This is a genomic window from Pseudomonas baetica (assembly GCF_051216495.1).
Taxonomy (GTDB): domain Bacteria; phylum Pseudomonadota; class Gammaproteobacteria; order Pseudomonadales; family Pseudomonadaceae; genus Aquipseudomonas; species Aquipseudomonas baetica_B.
The window spans coordinates 1-18205 of sequence record NZ_JBPKAM010000066.1 but is presented as its reverse complement, the minus strand read 5'-3'; the positions used below and the strand labels follow the sequence as shown (position 1 = coordinate 18205).

Annotated in this window: 16 protein-coding genes; 8 read left to right on the top strand and 8 right to left on the bottom strand. The window is 60.8% G+C overall.

Translation table 11 applies throughout. The annotated features are described in order from the left end of the window. Window positions 1-38: 38 nt before the first annotated feature. The 6 genes from ACSFE6_RS21425 to bioB form a co-directional block, all read right to left on the bottom strand. A complete protein-coding gene (locus tag ACSFE6_RS21425) occupies window positions 39-335 on the bottom strand; it encodes a pyrroloquinoline quinone biosynthesis protein PqqE (protein ID WP_435429454.1) in 297 nt (98 codons plus the stop codon). A 107-nt stretch (window positions 336-442) separates the two neighbouring features. After that, complete coding sequence (gene bioD, locus ACSFE6_RS21420) at window positions 443-1123, bottom strand: dethiobiotin synthase (RefSeq protein ID WP_435429453.1); 681 nt, start codon at window positions 1121-1123, stop codon at window positions 443-445. Then, complete coding sequence (gene bioC, locus ACSFE6_RS21415; protein WP_435429452.1) at window positions 1120-1944, bottom strand: malonyl-ACP O-methyltransferase BioC; 825 nt, start codon at window positions 1942-1944, stop codon at window positions 1120-1122. The genes bioD and bioC overlap by 4 nt, the downstream gene beginning before the upstream one ends. Then, window positions 1937-2668, bottom strand: coding sequence for an alpha/beta fold hydrolase (locus ACSFE6_RS21410; RefSeq protein ID WP_435429451.1), 732 nt, complete (start codon window positions 2666-2668; stop codon window positions 1937-1939). The genes bioC and ACSFE6_RS21410 overlap by 8 nt, the downstream gene beginning before the upstream one ends. Further along, window positions 2661-3839 carry an 8-amino-7-oxononanoate synthase gene (gene bioF / locus ACSFE6_RS21405; protein ID WP_435429450.1) on the bottom strand — a complete coding sequence of 393 codons (1179 nt, stop codon included), beginning with the start codon at window positions 3837-3839 and terminating at the stop codon, window positions 2661-2663. Before bioF ends, ACSFE6_RS21410 begins: the two co-directional genes overlap by 8 nt. A gap of 159 nt (window positions 3840-3998) precedes the next feature. Continuing rightward, entirely contained in the window at window positions 3999-5054 is a 1056-nt protein-coding gene (gene bioB / locus ACSFE6_RS21400; protein WP_110965211.1) for a biotin synthase BioB, read from the bottom strand. 109 nt (window positions 5055-5163) lie between these two features. On the opposite strand from bioB, the gene ACSFE6_RS21395 reads away from it, so the two are divergent. The 5 genes from ACSFE6_RS21395 (at window position 5164) to rarD (ending at window position 11105) form a co-directional block, all read left to right on the top strand. Next, window positions 5164-5904, top strand: coding sequence for a ComF family protein (locus tag ACSFE6_RS21395; protein ID WP_435429449.1), 741 nt, complete (start codon window positions 5164-5166; stop codon window positions 5902-5904). A gap of 197 nt (window positions 5905-6101) precedes the next feature. After that, complete coding sequence (locus tag ACSFE6_RS21390; protein ID WP_435429448.1) at window positions 6102-6866, top strand: TOBE domain-containing protein; 765 nt, start codon at window positions 6102-6104, stop codon at window positions 6864-6866. A gap of 66 nt (window positions 6867-6932) precedes the next feature. Further along, a complete protein-coding gene (locus ACSFE6_RS21385; protein ID WP_435429447.1) occupies window positions 6933-8828 on the top strand; it encodes a PhoX family protein in 1896 nt (631 codons plus the stop codon). A gap of 210 nt (window positions 8829-9038) precedes the next feature. Then, entirely contained in the window at window positions 9039-10013 is a 975-nt protein-coding gene (locus tag ACSFE6_RS21380) for a serine/threonine protein kinase (RefSeq protein WP_435429446.1), read from the top strand. 204 nt (window positions 10014-10217) lie between these two features. Then, the gene (gene rarD, locus ACSFE6_RS21375) at window positions 10218-11105 is read left to right on the top strand and encodes an EamA family transporter RarD (RefSeq protein ID WP_435429445.1); all 888 of its coding nucleotides are present in this window, start codon (window positions 10218-10220) and stop codon (window positions 11103-11105) included. Between the two features lie 216 nt (window positions 11106-11321). Here rarD and ACSFE6_RS21370 read toward each other — a convergent pair whose 3' ends face one another. Continuing rightward, window positions 11322-11840 (bottom strand): glycine cleavage system protein R, encoded by a 519-nt coding sequence (locus tag ACSFE6_RS21370; RefSeq protein WP_435429444.1) that lies wholly within the window; start codon window positions 11838-11840, stop codon window positions 11322-11324. Between the two features lie 533 nt (window positions 11841-12373). Between ACSFE6_RS21370 and ACSFE6_RS21365 the strand changes: the two genes are divergently transcribed. Next, window positions 12374-14551 (top strand): malate synthase G, encoded by a 2178-nt coding sequence (locus ACSFE6_RS21365; RefSeq protein ID WP_435429443.1) that lies wholly within the window; start codon window positions 12374-12376, stop codon window positions 14549-14551. A gap of 230 nt (window positions 14552-14781) precedes the next feature. Here ACSFE6_RS21365 and ACSFE6_RS21360 read toward each other — a convergent pair whose 3' ends face one another. Further along, window positions 14782-15228: a response regulator gene (locus ACSFE6_RS21360; protein WP_435429442.1), complete on the bottom strand. Its 447-nt coding sequence runs from the start codon at window positions 15226-15228 to the stop codon at window positions 14782-14784. A gap of 254 nt (window positions 15229-15482) precedes the next feature. Here ACSFE6_RS21360 and ACSFE6_RS21355 point away from each other — a divergent pair, with 254 nt between their 5' ends. Next, on the top strand, window positions 15483-17423 hold the full coding sequence (locus tag ACSFE6_RS21355) for a putative nucleotidyltransferase substrate binding domain-containing protein (protein ID WP_435429441.1): 1941 nt from the start codon (window positions 15483-15485) through the stop codon (window positions 17421-17423). Beyond that, complete coding sequence (locus ACSFE6_RS21350) at window positions 17420-18127, top strand: 3'-5' exonuclease (protein WP_435429440.1); 708 nt, start codon at window positions 17420-17422, stop codon at window positions 18125-18127. The genes ACSFE6_RS21355 and ACSFE6_RS21350 overlap by 4 nt, the downstream gene beginning before the upstream one ends. Window positions 18128-18205: the final 78 nt, after the last annotated feature.

Here is an 18205-nt window from a genome sequence, read left to right as displayed (position 1 = left end):
AATAAACGCGGCGTCGGCGATGCGGGTTCAGCGAAGAATCAGGCGAAGGTATCGATCAGCGTGCCGAGCACTTCATCGGAGGCCTTGGCGACTTTGACGCCCAGCTCCACCTGGAATTTACCCTGGGCCATTTCCACCATGTCGCTGGTCACATCCGATTGCTGGCTGCGATCGACCGAACGCAGGCGATCGGCTTGAATCTCGGAGGACTGGCTGGTGACCGAGCGCTCGATCGTAGTGTTGGCGATCTGCCCGGCGGCTTGATCAACGCGGTTCTGCCCTGTCTGAATGGTGCTCAGACCGGCATAAAAAGCGGTGCTTCCTGAGATTTCCATGGGGGAACTCGTCCATGTAAAGGATCAACAGCGGCCATTGGAACAGACACGCAGAAAAAACGCCCGTCAAAAACACTAATGGCACAGTGCCTTGTCATAGCCAAAATCTAGTCCAGCAGGTCCAACTGAAGATGGTCCGCCACCGCTTCGGCCGTCACCCCCTTGAGTTTCGGCACCCGCCCCAGGCACGGCGCCGGAATGCGTTCGGCGAGTGTTGCGAGGTTTTCTTCCAGGCGCGACGTCTTCGGATCGATGATGTTCGCCACCCACCCTGCCAACTGCAAGCCGTCCCGGGCAATCGCCTCGGCCGTCAGCAGCGCATGGCTGATACAGCCCAAACGCACGCCGACCACCAGAATGACCGGCAGATCGAGCGCTATCGCCAGGTCCGACAGATTGTCCTGATCCGCCAAGGGCACGCGCCAGCCACCAGCCCCTTCGATCAAGGTGAAATCGGCCTGCAGGTCGAGGATCTGCCGCATGGGTGCCAACAGCGATTGCACCGTCAGCGCCACGCCCGCCTCACGTGCCGCCAGGTGCGGTGCAATGGCGGGCTCGAACGCCACCGGATTGACCTGTGCATAGGTCAACGGTAGCGAGCATTCGGCCAGCAGCGCCAGCGCATCGGCGTTGCGCAAGCCCTTGGGCGTTACGTCACAACCGGAGGCCACCGGTTTACCCGCCGCCGTGCTCAGACCTGCCGACCGTGCGGCGTGCAGCAACCCGGCGGCCACCGTGGTTTTGCCGACATCGGTGTCCGTGCCGGTGATGAAATACGCTGCGCTCATAAGGGTTTCTCCATAACGGCATACACCACTTGATAAGTCGCCGGCAGGCCTTGGGCCTGACGAAACTGCTCATACGCTTCAATCAGCCCCAGAATACGCGCCCGACCGGTCAATCCGCCGGGGCGCCCGGGATTGAGGTTGTGTGCGCCCAGTGCCTTGAGTTCATGGGTCAGGCTGCGCACATCCGGGTAATACAGCACGTGGGGAACGGCTTGCAGACTGATCGCCTTCAAACCGCTGGCCGCGCATAATTGTTGATAAACCGCGAACTCACGAAAGCGGTTGACGTGCACCATGCCATCCACTTGCCGCCAACTGTCACGCAATTCAAACAACGTCCCTACACACAGGCTAGCAAACGCGAACTTTCCGCCAGGCTTCAGCACACGATGGGCTTCGCTGAGCACCGAAGCGAAGTCGGCACACCACTGCACCGCCAGGCTTGAAAAGATCAGGTCGCAGGTCGAATCTCGCAACGGCAAACGCTCGGCATCGCCGGCAACGAAGTGCGCGGCACCGCCCAATGGCCGGGCGTGATTGAGCATGCCTTCGGCAATGTCCAGCGCCAGCCCGTGACTGGCCGGGAATCGCTCATCCAGCGCACGACTGAAATGCCCGGTTCCGCAGCCCAGGTCGAGCCAGCGTTGCGGCACGAAATCCTGCGGCAAACGACTCAACAACTGACTGCCCACATCACGCTGCAATTCGGCCACGCTGTCGTAGCTCGCAGCCGCACGGGAAAAGGAGGCCGCTACCTGGCGTTTGTCGGGCAACCCGTCTGGCTGCTTTGTAATGGGAAGCACAAGAGATAAATCATTCATCGCCGGACTCATGCAAAAAGGCGTGGATCGCCCCCGCCACACCGTGGGGGTCCTCCAGAAGGAACGCGTGGCTGGCCTGTTCAATCAGACCGATCTCTACATCAGGCAGCAACGTAAACAAGTCTCCCGCCGCTTCAGCAGGAACCAAGCCGTCGAGGCCTGCGAACAGATGCAGTTGCGGACCGCGAAACGCTTGCAGGGCCTGCCGCGCATCCAGTTGCGCGAGCAATTCCAGGCCGCCCATCAATACGGGTGCCGCCGAATGCGGCGCACCACCGAGCAGCAACCGCGACAAACCGCGCGGGTCGGCCGCGCCTTGAGCGCAGAGCAACGAAAAGCGTTTCAAGGTCATGCGCGGGTCGGCCGCGCAGCCCGCCAGAAAGGCATCGAAGGTTTCACCCGGCATCGCGCTCGGCCATTGCTCATGGCTGACAAAAGAAGGGTTGCTCGCCAACGTCAACAAACCGCAGCAACGATCACCCCGACGCGCCGCCAACTCGGACGCCAACATCCCACCCAAAGACCAACCGCCGAGCCAGACGTCCTGGGGTATCCTCGAGTCGAGTTCAACGAGCCATTCTTCAGGATCGCTCGACTCCAGCTCCGGCAAGGGCTCGATTTCCACGCGCAGGTGTTCGTCCAGGCCCTGCAAGGCCGCCGCCAGCGGTTCCAGCGGCGAAATGCCGAGACCCCAGCCAGGCAGCAGGATCAATCGGTCACGCATGACTTGGCTCCGGTCCCAGTTGTCCGTAACAATCGGCCAATCCCTCTAACAATAGCTGTACCTGCGCCTCGCTGTGGGCGGCGGTCAGAGTCACGCGCAGACGGGCACTGCCGGCGGGCACGGTTGGCGGACGGATCGCCGTCACCATCAAGCCGCGCTCGCGCAGCATCTGCGACAAACGTACCGCACGCCCGGCGTCGCCAATCATGATCGGCTGGATCGGCGTGAAGCTGTCCATCAGTTCCAGACCGATCTGTTCGGCCCCCTGGCGGAACTGGCGGATCAGCGTCTGCAGATGTTCACGACGCCAATGCTCGCTGCGCAGCAGCTCCAGGCTTTTCAGCGTGGCGCAGGCCAGCGCCGGAGGCTGGCTGGTGGTGTAGATGTATGGACGGGCGAACTGGATCAGGCTCTCGATCAGCTCTTCGCTGCCAGCGACAAAAGCGCCCGCCGTGCCGAACGCCTTGCCAAGGGTGCCGACCAATACCGGCACGTCTTCCATGCTCATGCCGAAATGCTCGACGATGCCGCCTCCGTTGGCGCCCAGCGGACCAAAGCCGTGGGCATCGTCGACCATCAGCCAGGCCCCTTTGGCCTTGGCTTCCCGGGCCAGTGCAGGCAGATCGGCAATATCGCCGTCCATGCTGAACACGCCGTCGGTGACCACCAGGGTATTGCCGATGGCCTTCTCAAGACGTGTGGCCAGGCTGGTCGCGTCGTTGTGCAAGTAGCGGTTGAAGCGTGCGCCGGACAACAGCCCCGCATCCAGCAACGATGCGTGATTGAGCCGGTCTTCAAGCACCGTATCGCCCTGTCCCACCAGCGCCGTGACCGCGCCGAGGTTGGCCATGTAACCGGTAGTGAACAGCAAGGCGCGCGGGCGGCCGGTCAAGTCGGCCAGGGCTTCTTCCAGAGCGTGATGCGGACCACTGTGGCCGATCACCAGATGCGAGGCACCGCCACCGACACCCCATTTCGAAGCACCGGCACGCCAGGCTTCGATCACTTTCGGGTGATTGGCCAGGCCGAGGTAGTCGTTGTTGCAGAACGCCAGCAACGGCTGACCATCGACCACCACTTCCGGGCCTTGCGGGCTTTCGAGCAGTGGGCGTTGGCGATAGAGGTTTTCGGCACGACGGGCAGCCAGGCGTGCGGCGAGATCGAAAGACATGCAGGCCTCGTCTATCCAGTGACACAAGTCCACTGTGGGAGCGAGCCTGCTCGCGAAGGGGGCTTCACATTCAACCTATATGTCGACTGTCAGACCGCTTTCACGAGCAGGCTCGCTCCCACAAGGTTTTGTATTGCAATCAGAGCAATCGGGGAGCGATCAAACGGCGGCGTTATAAAACTGCTCGCTGCTCTTCTGCTCAACCAGCGCTTGCTCGATAGCGGCCTGATGCACCTCATCAGCATGCTCTTCGCGAGCTTCCGGCTGGATGCCCAGACGCGAGAACAGTTGCATGTCCTTGTCGGCCTGCGGGTTGGCGGTGGTCAGCAGCTTTTCGCCGTAGAAAATCGAGTTGGCGCCGGCGAAGAACGCCAGGGCCTGCATCTGCTCGTTCATGGCTTCGCGGCCGGCGGACAGACGTACATGGGACTTGGGCATCAGGATCCGGGCAACGGCGAGCATGCGGATGAAGTCGAACGGATCGACGTCTTCGGCGTTTTCCAGCGGCGTGCCGGCCACTTTCACCAGCATGTTGATCGGCACCGACTCCGGATGCTCCGGCAGGTTGGCCAGCTGGATCAGCAGATTGGCGCGGTCATCGAGGGACTCGCCCATACCGAGGATGCCGCCGGAGCAAATCTTCATCCCCGAATCACGCACGTAGGCCAGGGTTTGCAGGCGCTCGCTGTAAGTACGGGTGGTGATGATGCTGCCGTAGAACTCCGGCGAAGTGTCGAGGTTGTGGTTGTAGTAATCCAGGCCAGCCTTGGCCAGCGCTTCGGTCTGCTCCTGATCCAGGCGACCGAGGGTCATGCAGGTTTCCAGGCCCAGGGCTTTCACGCCTTCGACCATCTTCAGCACGTACGGCATGTCTTTGGCTGACGGGTGCTTCCACGCCGCGCCCATGCAGAAACGGGTCGAACCGATGGCCTTGGCGCGAGCGGCCTCTTCGAGGACCTTCTGTACTTCCATCAGCTTTTCTTTTTCCAGGCCGGTGTTGTAGTGACCGGACTGCGGACAATATTTGCAGTCTTCCGGGCAGGCGCCGGTCTTGATCGAAAGCAGCGTGGAAACCTGGACGCGGTTGGCGTCGAAATGCGCGCGGTGCACGGTCTGCGCCTGGAACAGCAGGTCATTGAATGGCTGAACGAAGAGTGCTTTGACTTCGGCCAAAGACCAGTCATGACGCAGGGTTGCAGAGGTGCTGGCGCTCATGGGCATTACCTTTCTTTTATGCAGGGCACGGTTTTATGCTGGGCAAGCGACTGAGGCATGGAATAACCACAGACGCGACACGGATGTTCGGCATATTTAAGGAAGAGCGATGCACTGTCAACCACGAGACAAAACCCTGGTTTACATCTGGTCAAAAAACAAACAATCCTGTTTGCTCTGCGATGAAGTCGCCGATGGCGCCACGCCCCTCTGCATGGCTTGCGAAACCGAGCTGCCGTGGCTCGGTGATCATTGCCAGACGTGCGCCCTGCCGTTGCCCGCAGCGGGCCTGACCTGCGGGCAATGCCTGATGCGACCGCCGGCCTTCGAACGGGTCATTGCGCCATGGACTTACAGCTTCCCCATCGACAGCCTGATTACCCGCTTCAAACACAGCGCGAAGTGGCCGTTTGGCCACCTGCTCGCCGAACTTCTCGCCCAGGCGCTGCAACATCGCTTCGAAGATGATCTGCCACGGCCCGAATTACTGCTGCCGGTGCCCCTGGCCACCCGACGACTTCGGCAACGGGGGTTCAATCAGGCTGCGATGCTGACACGCTGGCTCAGCGCGCGCCTCGATTTGCCTTGCGACGAACGGTTACTCCTGAGGATCCAGGACACTGGCGCGCAACAAGCGCTGAATGCCAGTGAACGGCGGAAAAACCTGCGCAGCGCGTTCGCACTGGCACCCGATGCTTCGGTCAAAGGACGTCATCTGGCATTGGTGGACGATGTGCTGACCACCGGCGCCACCGCGCAAGCACTGGCCCATCTGCTGATGGAGGCTGGTGCCGCGCGAGTCGACGTCTATTGCCTGGCCCGTACCCCAAAACCCGGTGACGCAACCTGACCTGAAAACACCATACCTGTAGGAGCGAGCATGCTCGCGAAAAACCTGAGAGCGCCACGGGCGTATCAGGCTTCCAGTGTCATCGTTGACGACCTTCGCGAGCATGCTCGCTCCTACATAGGGGGCTCGCGTGACTTGACTCCCGGCCCAGCAGCCGCCAACGTCCTCACCACCGCCACAACCCAAAGCGCCCCGCCATGTCCTTGCCTACCCTGTTGTCCCAGCACATCGTCCGCCGCCCGCAGCGTATCGCCCTGCTGCAGCACATTGCCGAACAGGGCTCGATCACCCGCGCGGCGAAAAGCGCGGGGCTAAGCTACAAGGCGGCCTGGGACGCCATCGATGAGCTCAACAACCTCGCGCAGAAACCGCTGGTGGAGCGCAGTGTCGGCGGCAAGGGCGGTGGCGGTGCCAAACTGTCCAGCGAAGGCGAACGGGTATTGCGCCTGTATCAAAAACTGCAGGCGTTGCAGGCTCAGGTGCTGGAAGCCGCCGAAGAGGCCAGCGACCTCGACCTGCTCAGCCGCCTGATGCTGCGCACCAGCGCGCGCAATCAGCTGCACGGCAAGATTGCTGCCATCGACACCCAGGGCCATAACGACAGGATTCGTCTTGAGCTGGCCGAAGGGTTGAGCATCGACGCGCAAATCACCCACGACAGCACCCTGCGCCTGGAGCTGCAACCCGGCACCGAAGTGGTGGCCCTGATCAAGGCCGGCTGGCTTGAAGTACTGGGTGCCGAAGACAGTGCAACACCCGGATACAATTGCCTGAAAGGCACAGTCGAAGAAATTCTCGATGCCGAAGACGGCCCCAGCGAAGTGCGCATCGGCCTGCCCAACGGCCAGACACTCTGTGCCCTGGCCGAACCGCAGCACCTGCGTGCCCGGGGACTGGGCGTCGGTAAACCGGTGAGCGTGCAGTTTTCACCCTCTAACGTCTTGCTCGGCACGCCACTGTAAACACACTGCAACAAAAACTTCATCGCCCATCATTAAGGTGACTGCAAAAACCGCAGGATGCCTGATGTGAGCCTATTAGAAGAAAACCAACCCACCGACCTCGAACAGATGGTCGGCCTCAGCCGCCGTGGATTCATCGGTGCCGGAGCCCTGTGCGGCGCCGCGCTGTTCATGGGCGGCAACTTGCTGAGCCGCAGCGTACTGGCCGCCACGGCTGGCACCGGCCCATTGCTGGGTTTCGACAGCATTCCCGCCGCCACCGCCGACAGCATCAGCCTTCCGCCCGGCTACAAATCCTCGGTGCTGATCAGTTGGGGTCAGCCGCTGCACAAGAACGGCCCGGCCTTCGACCCCAGTGGCAACGGCAGCGCCGAGCATCAGGAAGTCCAGTTCGGCGACAACAACGACGGCATGAGCCTGTTCGAATTCCCGGGCGAAAAAGACCGGGCGCTGATGGCGATCAACAACGAATACACCAACTACCGCTACCTCTACGCCCATGGCGGCATGCCGCAATCGGCGGAAGAAGTGCGCAAGGCGCTGGCCTGCGAAGGTGTGTCGGTGATTGAAGTGCAGCGCAAGAACGGCCGATGGCAATTCGTCCAGGGCTCGCGCTACAACCGCCGCATTCACGGCAATGCCCCGATCAGCATGAGCGGTCCGGCCGCTGGCCATGCCCTGCTGAAAACCAGTGCCGACCCCCACGGCAAGAACGTTCTCGGCACCTTCCAGAATTGCGCCAATGGCAAGACGCCGTGGGGCACCTATCTGACCTGTGAAGAGAACTTCACCGACTGTTTCGGCAGCAGCAACGCCGAGCAGACATTCGACCCGGCGCAAAAACGCTACGGCGCAGTGGCGACCAGTAAAGAAATCAACTGGCACCAGCACGACGAGCGCTTCGACCTGGCCAAGAACCCCAACGAGCTCAACCGCCACGGCTGGGTGGTAGAGATCGATCCGTTCGATCCGAAATCGATCCCGGTCAAACGCACGGCCCTGGGGCGCTTCAAGCACGAAAACGCCGCCCTGGCCGAAACCGGCGACGGTCATGCCGTGGTGTACATGGGCGACGATGAGCGCGGTGAGTTCATCTACAAGTTCGTCAGCCGTGACAAGATCAATCACAAGAACCCTAAGGCCAACCGCGACATTCTCGATCACGGCACCCTGTACGTGGCGCGTTTCGATGCGGGGGACGGCAACGCCGATCACCCGAAAGGCCAGGGTGAGTGGATCGAACTGACCCACGGCAAAAACGGTATCGACGCCAGCAGCGGCTTTGCCGATCAGGCCGAAGTGCTGATCCACGCCCGTCTCGCCGCCAGCGTAGTGAAAGCCACGCGCATGGATCGCCCGGAATGGATCGTGGTCAGCCCCAAGGATGGCCAGGTTTACTGCACGCTGACCAACAACGCCAAACGCGGTGAAGACGGGCAACCGGTGGGCGGACCGAACCCGCGCGAGAAGAACGTCTACGGCCAGATCCTGCGCTGGCGCACCGAGCGCGACGATCACGGCTCGAAGACCTTCACTTGGGATCTGTTTGTTGTGGCCGGCAACCCGCAAGTGCATGCCGGTACACCGAAGGGCGGCTCGTCGAACATCACGCCGCAGAACATGTTCAACAGCCCGGACGGCCTGGGTTTCGACAAGGCCGGGCGCTTGTGGATCCTGACTGACGGTGATGTGAGCAACGCCGGTGACTTTGCCGGAATGGGCAATAACCAGATGCTCTGCGCAGATCCGGCGACCGGCGAGATTCGCCGCTTCATGGTCGGGCCGGTGGGCTGCGAGGTGACCGGGATCAGTTTCTCGCCGGACCAGAAAACCCTGTTTGTCGGGATCCAGCACCCGGGTGAAAACGGCGGTTCGACCTTCCCCGAGCATCTGCCCAATGGCAAGCCGCGGTCTTCGGTGATGGCGATTACCCGGGAAGACGGCGGGATCATCGGCGCCTGACAGGACGCTTTCGCGAGCAGGCTCGCTCCCACAGGGAGGCTTCGGTGTGCACTCAACCCATGACACACAGAAGATCCTTTGTGGGAGCGAGCCTGCTCGCGAAGGCGCCAGCACAAACACCATGCATCTCAACCCCATCCCCCTAAAGCAGCCCCGTCTGCGCTACCATGCCTGGCCGGACGCAGCCGCCTGCTGCGCGCAGGAGTCAGCATGGCCCACCCGTTTGAAACCCTCACCCCAGACCTCGTGCTCGATGCCGTCGAAAGCATCGGCTTCTTGAGTGATGCACGTATCCTGGCGCTCAACAGCTACGAAAACCGCGTCTATCAGGTCGGCATCGAAGACGCCGAGCCGCTGATCGCCAAGTTTTACCGTCCACACCGCTGGACCGACGAAGCGATTCTGGAAGAGCACCAGTTCACCTTCGAACTCGCCGACGTCGAGGTGCCGGTGGTCGCTCCGTTGATCCATAACGGTGAAACCCTGCACGAGCACAACGGTTTTCGATTCACCCTGTTTCCCCGTCGCGGTGGCCGCGCGCCGGAGCCGGGCAATCTCGATCAGTTGTATCGCCTGGGTCAATTGCTCGGTCGCCTGCATGCGGTCGGCTCGACCAAACCCTTCGAGCACCGCGAAGCATTGGCAGTCAAAAACTTCGGCCACGATTCACTGAAGACCTTGCTCGAAGGTGACTTCATTCCCCGCAGCCTGCTGCCGGCCTACGAGTCGGTGGCCCGCGACCTGCTCAAGCGTGTGGAAGAGGTTTACAACGACACGCCACACCAGAACATCCGCATGCACGGCGACTGCCACCCCGGCAACATGATGTGCCGCGACGAGGTGTTCCACATCGTCGACCTCGATGACTGCCGCATGGGCCCGGCCGTGCAAGACATCTGGATGATGCTGGCCGGCAACCGCCAGGATTGCCTGGGCCAGCTGTCGGAATTGATGGACGGCTACAACGAGTTCCACGACTTCGACCCGCGGGAATTGGCGCTGATCGAACCTTTGCGCGCCCTGCGCCTGATGCACTACAGCGCCTGGCTCGCCCGCCGCTGGGACGACCCGGCCTTTCCGCGCAGCTTTCCGTGGTTTGGCTCGGAACGGTATTGGGGCGATCAGGTGTTGGCGTTGCGTGAGCAATTGGCTGCTCTTAACGAAGAGCCACTCAAACTCTTCTGATTCACCTGTAACCCTGTGGGAGCGAGCCTGCTCGCGAAGATGGCGGCACATTCAACACATCAGTGACTGACATACCGCTTTTCGCGAGCAGGCTCGCTCCCACATGAATTGTTCTCACAATTAGCCAACTTATTTGCGCGGGACATGCGCTGAGAAATCTCCCTACAATCCCTTCTTTGTTAGCTGCCTAAGCAAGGATTCTGCATGCAAGCCGCCAACCCGCGTCGCGGGTACATTCTGGGCCTGACCGCCTACATCATCTGGGGACTGTTCCCGCTCTATTTCAAAGCCATCGCCAGCGTGCCCGCCGTGGAGATCATCATCCACCGCGTGCTCTGGTCGGCGCTGTTCGGCGCCTTGTTGCTGATGGTCTGGAAGCACCCGGGTTGGTGGCGCGAATTGCGGGAGAATCCGCGGCGGCTGGCCATCCTCGCCTTGAGCGGCACGTTGATCGCCGCCAATTGGCTGACCTACGTCTGGTCAGTGAACAACGGGCGCATGCTCGAAGCCAGTCTGGGTTACTACATCAACCCGCTGGTGAACGTACTGCTGGGCATGTTGATCCTGGGTGAACGGCTGCGACGCATGCAGTGGATCGCCGTGGGCCTGGCGACCGTCGGCGTGGCGCAACAGGTGTGGCAAGTCGGCAGCCTGCCCTGGGTGTCGCTGGTGCTGGCACTGACCTTCGGTTTCTACGGACTGATTCGCAAGCAAGCACCGGTCAAGGCGCTGCCGGGGCTGGTGGTGGAAACCTGGATGCTGGTACCGATCGCCCTGGCCTGGTTGCTGCTCAATCCGACCGCCCACAGCGCCCAAGCCGAGTTCTGGACCACCTCTGAGGCTTGGTGGCTGATCGCTGCCGGGCCGGTAACGTTGGTGCCACTGGTCAGTTTCAACGCCGCTGCACGGCATTTACCCTACACCACCCTCGGATTTCTCCAGTACCTGGCGCCGACACTGGTGTTGTTGCAAGCCGTGCTGCTGTTTGGCGAGCACTTGTCGTCCAGCACGCTGCTGGCGTTCGTCTTTATCTGGGCGGGATTGGCTGTTTACAGCGTCGATGCGTGGATAAGTCTGCGCCGCCGCAGCTGATCAAAAAACGTACAAACCTCCACAGGCCACGGTTCGCGTGGCCTGCATCGTTCCTTCCCAAGGTTATCCACAGCGTGATCCCCGGCGTTTGTGCGCAAGTCACTGAATGTTGGCGTTTTTTTGATCAATGCTTGCCAAGCCACGGTTGACGTGACCTGGCGGGCGGTCTCTACAGGTTATCCACAGGCACGTGCACGTTTAACTTGGATAACCCGATCAGGGTTCACTGCGCAGTACCAACTCCACCATCAGGTCGTCCGCCAGGGTTTCCAGGCGTGATTGCAACACCTCCAGGGACAACGTCAACGGCACTGCCAGAATCGCTTCGGCGTGAAACAGCGGCTCGCTGCTCATGGGCGCAGGGCGCACTTCTGTCACCAACCGTTCGAGGTTGACGCCCTGCTCGCTGAGCAAGCGGGTGATGTCGCGCACGATCCCCGGCCGGTCATTGCCCACCAGTTCCATGGAAATCGGTTTCCAGGTACAGGATTGCTCGATGCTGCTTTCGGCGATCAACACCCGAATGCCTTGGCTGGACAAGCCTTTCAGAGCATCCACCAGCGCATCGTAGGCTTCGGCCGGTACCCCCACCCGAAGAATCCCGGCGAATTGCCCGGCCATGCGCGACATACGGCTTTCCAGCCAGTTGCCGCCGTGCTCGGCAATGCATTGGGCAATGCGCTCGACCTGCCCAGGCTTGTCCGGAGCGAAAACAGTGAGTACGAGGTGGTCCATGGCGCAGCCCTCTGGTCGTGATTTTTGTTATGGAAAACAAAGTATAGGCAAGGGCGGATTCTGTGTTGTCTGGACTGGCGCTTTCGCGATCAGGCTCGCTCCCACAGGGCCTTTGTGGGAGCGAGCCTGCTCGCGAAAGGGACACCGCCGATCCGTGCAAACCACAAATCGTGTACAACTTCTTATATTTAACTGGAACAATCTAATGGTTTTTTGAGAACATCCTCATCCCCGGCGTGACCGCAATGCGTCACGGGGTCGCAGAACGACGTAATTAGTCTAATTTTCACAAGCGCAATTCATCATGTAGTATGCCGCAGCGCGCACTACATAACGTTGGATCGATGTCTGCCACAGGCGCAGTCGCATCCCTGAAAGCCCCGTCAGCAAGGCCTCAACGCCGTTGATTGGTCCCAACCCAGCCGTCAGAAATGGCATGCACTGGTCGCAGGGTTTGTGGTTTAAATGCCAAAGGCTTCATTGTTAATTTGAAGAGCTGAAAAGCGAAATAGCTGAGCAGAGTGAGGCAAGCAATGACTGAACACGTTCAAGTCGGTGGCCTGCAGGTCGCCAAAGTCCTGTTCGACTTCGTGAACAACGAAGCCATTCCCGGAACCGGCCTCACCGCCGAGCAGTTCTGGGCCGGTGCCGACAAGGTCATCCATGACCTGGCGCCGAAGAACAAAGCCCTACTCGCCAAACGCGATGATTTCCAGGCTCGTATCGACGGCTGGCACCAGTCCCGTGCCGGTCAGCCTCACGACGCCGTGGCCTACAAAGCCTTCCTGCAAGACATCGGTTATCTGCTGCCAGAAGCGGCGGATTTCCAGGCGACGACGCAAAACGTCGATGAAGAAATCGCCCGCATGGCCGGTCCACAACTGGTGGTCCCGGTGATGAACGCCCGCTTCGCGCTCAATGCCTCGAACGCCCGTTGGGGTTCGCTGTACGACGCGCTCTACGGCACCGACGCCATCAGCGAAGCTGACGGTGCGGAAAAAGGCAAAGGCTACAACAAGGTTCGCGGCGACAAGGTCATTGCCTTCGCCCGTGCCTTCCTCGACGAAGCCGCGCCATTAGCGGCCGGCTCCCACGTTGACTCCACCCGCTATTCCATCGTCGCCGGCAAACTGGTGGTCGCCCTTAAGGGTGGCAGCAACACAGGCCTGCGCAACGACGCCCAGTTGATCGGCTTCCAGGGCGAGGCTCAAGCACCGACCGCGATCCTGCTGAAAAACAACGGCCTGCACTTCGAAATCCAGATCGACGCCACCACCCCGGTCGGCCAGACCGACGCGGCCGGCGTCAAAGACATCCTGATGGAAGCTGCGCTGACCACCATCATGGACTGCGAAGACTCCGTCGCCGCCGTCGATGCCGATGACAAAGTGGTGATCTACCGCAACTGGCTCGGCCTGATGAAGGGCGACCTGTCGGAAGAAGTCGCCAAGGGCGGCAAGACCTTCACCCGTACCATGAACGCCGACCGCAGCTACACCGCGGTCGACGGCAGTGAATTGAAGCTGCACGGTCGTTCGCTGTTGTTCGTGCGCAACGTTGGTCACCTGATGACCATCGACGCGATCCTCGACAAAGACGGCAACGAAGTGCCGGAAGGCATCCTCGACGGCCTGGTGACTGTTCTGGCCGCGATGCACAACCTGAACGGCAACACCTCGCGCAAAAACACCCGTACCGGCTCGGTCTACATCGTTAAACCGAAAATGCACGGCCCTGAAGAAGCCGCGTTCACCAACGAGCTGTTCGGCCGTATCGAAGACGTGCTGGGCCTGGCGCGCAACACCCTCAAAGTCGGGATCATGGACGAGGAGCGCCGTACCACGGTCAACCTCAAGGCCTGCATCAAGGCGGCGAGCGAGCGTGTGGTGTTCATCAACACCGGTTTCCTCGACCGCACAGGTGACGAAATCCACACCTCCATGGAAGCCGGCCCGATGGTGCGCAAGGCGGACATGAAGGCGGAAAAATGGATCGGCGCCTACGAGAATTCCAACGTCGATATCGGCTTGAGCACCGGCCTGCAAGGTCGCGCGCAGATCGGTAAAGGCATGTGGGCCATGCCCGACCTGATGGCGGCGATGCTGGAACAGAAAATCGCTCACCCGCTGGCCGGCGCCAACACCGCCTGGGTCCCTTCGCCAACCGCCGCCGCGCTGCACGCGTTGCACTACCACAAGGTCGACGTGTACGCGCGTCAGGCCGAACTGGCCAAGCGTGCCCACGCGTCGGTGGATGACATCCTGACCATCCCGCTGGCGGTCAACCCACAGTGGACCGCCGAACAGATCAAGAACGAACTGGACAACAACAGCCAAGGCATCCTTGGTTATGTCGTGCGCTGGATCGATCAGGGTGTTGGCTGCTCGAAAGTGCCGGACATCAACGACGTCGGCTTGATGGAAGACCGTGCCACGCTGCGTATTTCCAGCCAGCACATCGCCAACTGGCTGCGCCACGGCATCGTCACCCAAGAGCAAGTGATGGAAAGCCTCAAGCGCATGGCGCCGGTGGTTGACCGTCAGAACGCAAACGACCCGCTGTACCGCCCGCTGGCACCAAACTTCGACAGCAACATCGCCTTCCAGGCAGCGGTCGAACTGGTGATCGAAGGCACCAAGCAGCCGAACGGCTACACCGAGCCGGTCCTGCACCGTCGTCGTCGCCAGTTCAAGGCTGCCAATGGCCTGTAACTGAGCGCTGATGCCAGACATGAAAAAGCCCTGATCGAAAGATCAGGGCTTTTTTTTGGTCTGTGGCGAGGGGATTCATCCCCGTTCGGCGGCGCAGCCGTCGCAATACCTGCGTGCACAGTCTGTCTGAAGGAATGTCGGGGGTCGCTTCGCAACCCAACGGGGATAAATCCCCTCGCCACAGCAATCCCCTCGCCACAGCAATCCCATCCCCACAAAAGCCGTCAGTGCTACAAATCCATCCCCAACTCATGCTTGACCAACCCCAGCAATTTGCGGGTGTCGATGGGTTTGAGCAGAAAGTCCACCACGCTCAAATGCATCGCGGCGATGGCGTCTTTCACGTCGGCATCGCCGGAGACGATGATGACCGGCATCGCCGCCCGCACCGATTCGCGCACCTGGCGGATCAAGTCCAGGCCATCGACGTTGCCCATCCGCAGATCGGTAATCACAAGACCGATCGAAGGCTTCTCTTCCAGCATCTTGAGTGCGGTTTCGCCACTGGCTGCGGTCATGCAGCGAATGCCGTCCAGCGCCAGAATCTCTGACAGCAGCTCTCGGGCGTCCTTGTCGTCATCAACGATCAGCACCCGCTGCGGTGGCAGGTCGGGTTCCAGCATGACGGCACTGAGCGCTTCGCGCTCGGCGTCACTCAAAATATCGTGGTCGGACATGGCATTCTCTACATGGTCAGTACAGTTCCCTAGCACAGTGGTGAGACATCGCTAAGCAGACCTTCAATGTGCACTTCGTCGGATAATCTTCCAATAGAAGAATAGAGTGATTTTTCTCGCATTTGCGTAAGGTTTTTCCGACATTCCGTCATACCGATTGCCTACCTAGACTTACGTCCAATGGGCACCCCGACCGCAGGGGTCGACCATGGGTGAGTCATCCGACCACAACAACTCCAAAAAAGACTGCGGTAATGGTTATGAGTAAAGCGGACGCCTTCACACAGGCAGGGAAAACCGCGGTGTTGCAGAACATCCAGGGCACTTTGCAATTCCTTCAGCGCTTCCCGCCCTTCAATCAGATGGAACACGCCCACCTGGCGTATCTGGTCGAGCAATGTCAGCTGCGTTTTTATGCCCCCGGCGAGAGCATCATCAAACCCGCCGACGGCCCGGTTGAACACTTTTACATCGTCAAGCAGGGTCGGGTGGTGGGCGAGCGTCCGCATTCAGCCAAGGGCGGCACCGAAACCACCTTTGAAATCACCACCGGTGAATGCTTCCCGCTCGCCGCGCTGTTGGGAGAGCGTGCGACCCGCACCGAGCACCTGTCGGCTGAAGACACCTTTTGCCTACAGCTCAATAAGCTAGCGTTCATCAAGCTGTTCGCCATTTCCCACACCTTTCGTGACTTTGCCCTACGCGGCGTGAGCAGCTTGCTGGATCAGGTCAATCAGCAGGTCCAGCAAAAGGCTGTGGAAACCCTCGGCACCCAGTACTCGCTCAATACCCGCCTGGGTGAATTGGCCATGCGCCACCCGGTGACGTGCAGCCCGGCCACGCCGCTGCGTGAAGCGGTGACCCTGATGCATGAGCAACAGGTCGGCAGCATCGTGGTGGTCGACGAACATAAAGCGCCGCTGGGCATTTTCACCCTGCGCGATTTACGTCAGGTGGTGGCCAACGGCACCGGTGATTTCAGCGAAGTCATCGAACGGCACATGACCCAGACGCCGTTTTACCTGAGCCCGGACCACAGCGCGTTCGATGCGGCGATTGCCATGACCGAGCGGCATATCGCCCACGTCTGCCTGGTCAAGGATCAGCGCTTGTGCGGCGTGGTGTCCGAGCGGGACCTGTTTTCTTTGCAACGGGTCGATCTGGTGCACCTGGCCCGCACCATCCGCAATGCTCCACGCGTGGAAAACCTGGTGGCAATCCGTGGCGAGATCGGCCAATTGGTGGAGCGCATGCTGGCCCACGGCGCCTCTTCGACGCAGATCACCCACATCATCACACTGCTCAACGATCACACGGTGTGCCGGGTGATCGAATTGACCCTGGCCGAAAAAGGCGACCCCGGCGTACCGTTCAGTTGGTTGTGTTTCGGCAGCGAAGGCCGGCGCGAACAGACGCTGCACACCGACCAGGACAACGGCATTCTGTTCGAAGCCCGGGACGCGGCCCACGCCGCGGAAATCCGCGGCAAGCTGCTGCCCATCGCCCACCAGATCAACCAAAGCCTGGCGCTTTGTGGGTTCACCCTGTGCAAGGGCAACATCATGGCCGGCAACCCCGAGCTGTGCCTGTCCCGGGTCGAATGGGCACGACGTTTTGCAGCGTTTATCCGCGAGGCCACTCCGGAGAACCTGCTCGGCTCGAGCATCTATTTCGATTTGCGTGTGGTCTGGGGCAGCGAGCAAAGCTGCGAACAGTTGCGGCGAGGGATTCTCGACCAGGTCGGCGATAACCGTCTGTTCCAGCGCATGATGGCCGAGAACGCCTTGCGCAATCGCCCGCCCGTGGGACGTTTCCGCGAGTTTGTGCTGGCCCGCAAAAATGGTGAGAAAGCCACCCTGGACCTGAAAACCCAAGGGCTGGCGCCGTTCGTCGATGGAGCCCGGCTGCTGGCCCTGGCCCACGGCATCGATGCGAACAACACCCTGGAGCGCTTCCGCCGACTGGTGGATAAAGAGGTCATCGAGCCGCTGGATGGCGCCGCGTATGAAGAGGCCTATCACTTCATCCAGCAGACCCGCATGCAGCAACATCAATTGCAGACCCGGGAGAATCAGCCCTACTCCAACCGGGTCGATCCGGACAGCCTCAATCATCTGGACCGGCGAATCCTGCGTGAGTCCCTGCGCCAGGCCCAGCGCCTGCAAAGCAGCCTGGCCCTGCGGTATCAACTATGAGCCTGTTTTCATGGCTACGCCCGGCCACCCCGATCCTGTCCGCTGAATTGCATCAACGCCTGCAACGCTTGCCAGTGTTCGCAGAACTGAGCAACTGTAGCCTGCGCGAACAGCGCTGGGTGGTGCTCGACCTGGAAACCACCGGGCTGAACCTGAACAAAGACCGGGTGCTGTCCATTGGTGCCGTGGTAATCGAGGATGGCGCAATTGATTTCAGCCAGCAGTTCGAACGCACCCTGCAATGCGCTGAACTCAAGCTCAGCCCCAGCGTACTGATTCACGGCCTGGGACCCAGTGCCATTGCCGCCGGCAGCGACCCGGCCCAGGCGTTGCTCGAGTTCATGGAGTTCGTCGGTGACAGCCCGCTGTTGGCCTTCCATGCGCCGTTCGACCAGCACATGCTCGGGCGCGCACTCAAGGAGCACCTGGGCTACAAGTTGCAGCATGCCTTCCTGGACGTAGCCGACATCGCCCCGTTGCTGTGTCCGCAGGCCAACATCCGCGAAGCGGGACTGGACGAGTGGATCGACTGGTTCAAGCTGGAGGTGTTCGAGCGCCACAACGCCAGCGCCGATGCCTTGGCCACCGCCGAACTGGCGCTGATCCTCTTCAGCCGCGCGCGGCAGCAGCAGATTCACAGCCCGATGAATTTGCAGCAGCGATTGAATCAATGGAAGCGGCGGCAGCAAACGCCGGCCTTCTAACTCTTTGGTGTCTTTACTGACGCCTTCGCGAGCAGGCTCGCTCCCACAGGAAATCTACCGCCCCTGTGGGAGCGAGCC

Excerpts from the sequence above, each read along its gene's own strand:
- ACSFE6_RS21425 (WP_435429454.1), bottom strand. The coding sequence starts at position 335 with ATGGAAATCTCAGGAAGCACCGCTTTTTATGCCGGTCTGAGCACCATT.
- bioD (WP_435429453.1), bottom strand. The coding sequence starts at position 1,123 with ATGAGCGCAGCGTATTTCATCACCGGCACGGACACCGATGTCGGCAAA.
- bioC (WP_435429452.1), bottom strand. The coding sequence starts at position 1,944 with ATGAATGATTTATCTCTTGTGCTTCCCATTACAAAGCAGCCAGACGGG.
- ACSFE6_RS21410 (WP_435429451.1), bottom strand. The coding sequence starts at position 2,668 with ATGCGTGACCGATTGATCCTGCTGCCTGGCTGGGGTCTCGGCATTTCG.
- bioF (WP_435429450.1), bottom strand. The coding sequence starts at position 3,839 with ATGTCTTTCGATCTCGCCGCACGCCTGGCTGCCCGTCGTGCCGAAAAC.
- bioB (WP_110965211.1), bottom strand. The coding sequence starts at position 5,054 with ATGAGCGCCAGCACCTCTGCAACCCTGCGTCATGACTGGTCTTTGGCC.
- ACSFE6_RS21395 (WP_435429449.1), top strand. The coding sequence starts at position 5,164 with ATGCACTGTCAACCACGAGACAAAACCCTGGTTTACATCTGGTCAAAA.
- ACSFE6_RS21390 (WP_435429448.1), top strand. The coding sequence starts at position 6,102 with ATGTCCTTGCCTACCCTGTTGTCCCAGCACATCGTCCGCCGCCCGCAG.
- ACSFE6_RS21380 (WP_435429446.1), top strand. The coding sequence starts at position 9,039 with ATGGCCCACCCGTTTGAAACCCTCACCCCAGACCTCGTGCTCGATGCC.
- rarD (WP_435429445.1), top strand. The coding sequence starts at position 10,218 with ATGCAAGCCGCCAACCCGCGTCGCGGGTACATTCTGGGCCTGACCGCC.
- ACSFE6_RS21370 (WP_435429444.1), bottom strand. The coding sequence starts at position 11,840 with ATGGACCACCTCGTACTCACTGTTTTCGCTCCGGACAAGCCTGGGCAG.
- ACSFE6_RS21365 (WP_435429443.1), top strand. The coding sequence starts at position 12,374 with ATGACTGAACACGTTCAAGTCGGTGGCCTGCAGGTCGCCAAAGTCCTG.
- ACSFE6_RS21360 (WP_435429442.1), bottom strand. The coding sequence starts at position 15,228 with ATGTCCGACCACGATATTTTGAGTGACGCCGAGCGCGAAGCGCTCAGT.
- ACSFE6_RS21355 (WP_435429441.1), top strand. The coding sequence starts at position 15,483 with ATGGTTATGAGTAAAGCGGACGCCTTCACACAGGCAGGGAAAACCGCG.
- ACSFE6_RS21350 (WP_435429440.1), top strand. The coding sequence starts at position 17,420 with ATGAGCCTGTTTTCATGGCTACGCCCGGCCACCCCGATCCTGTCCGCT.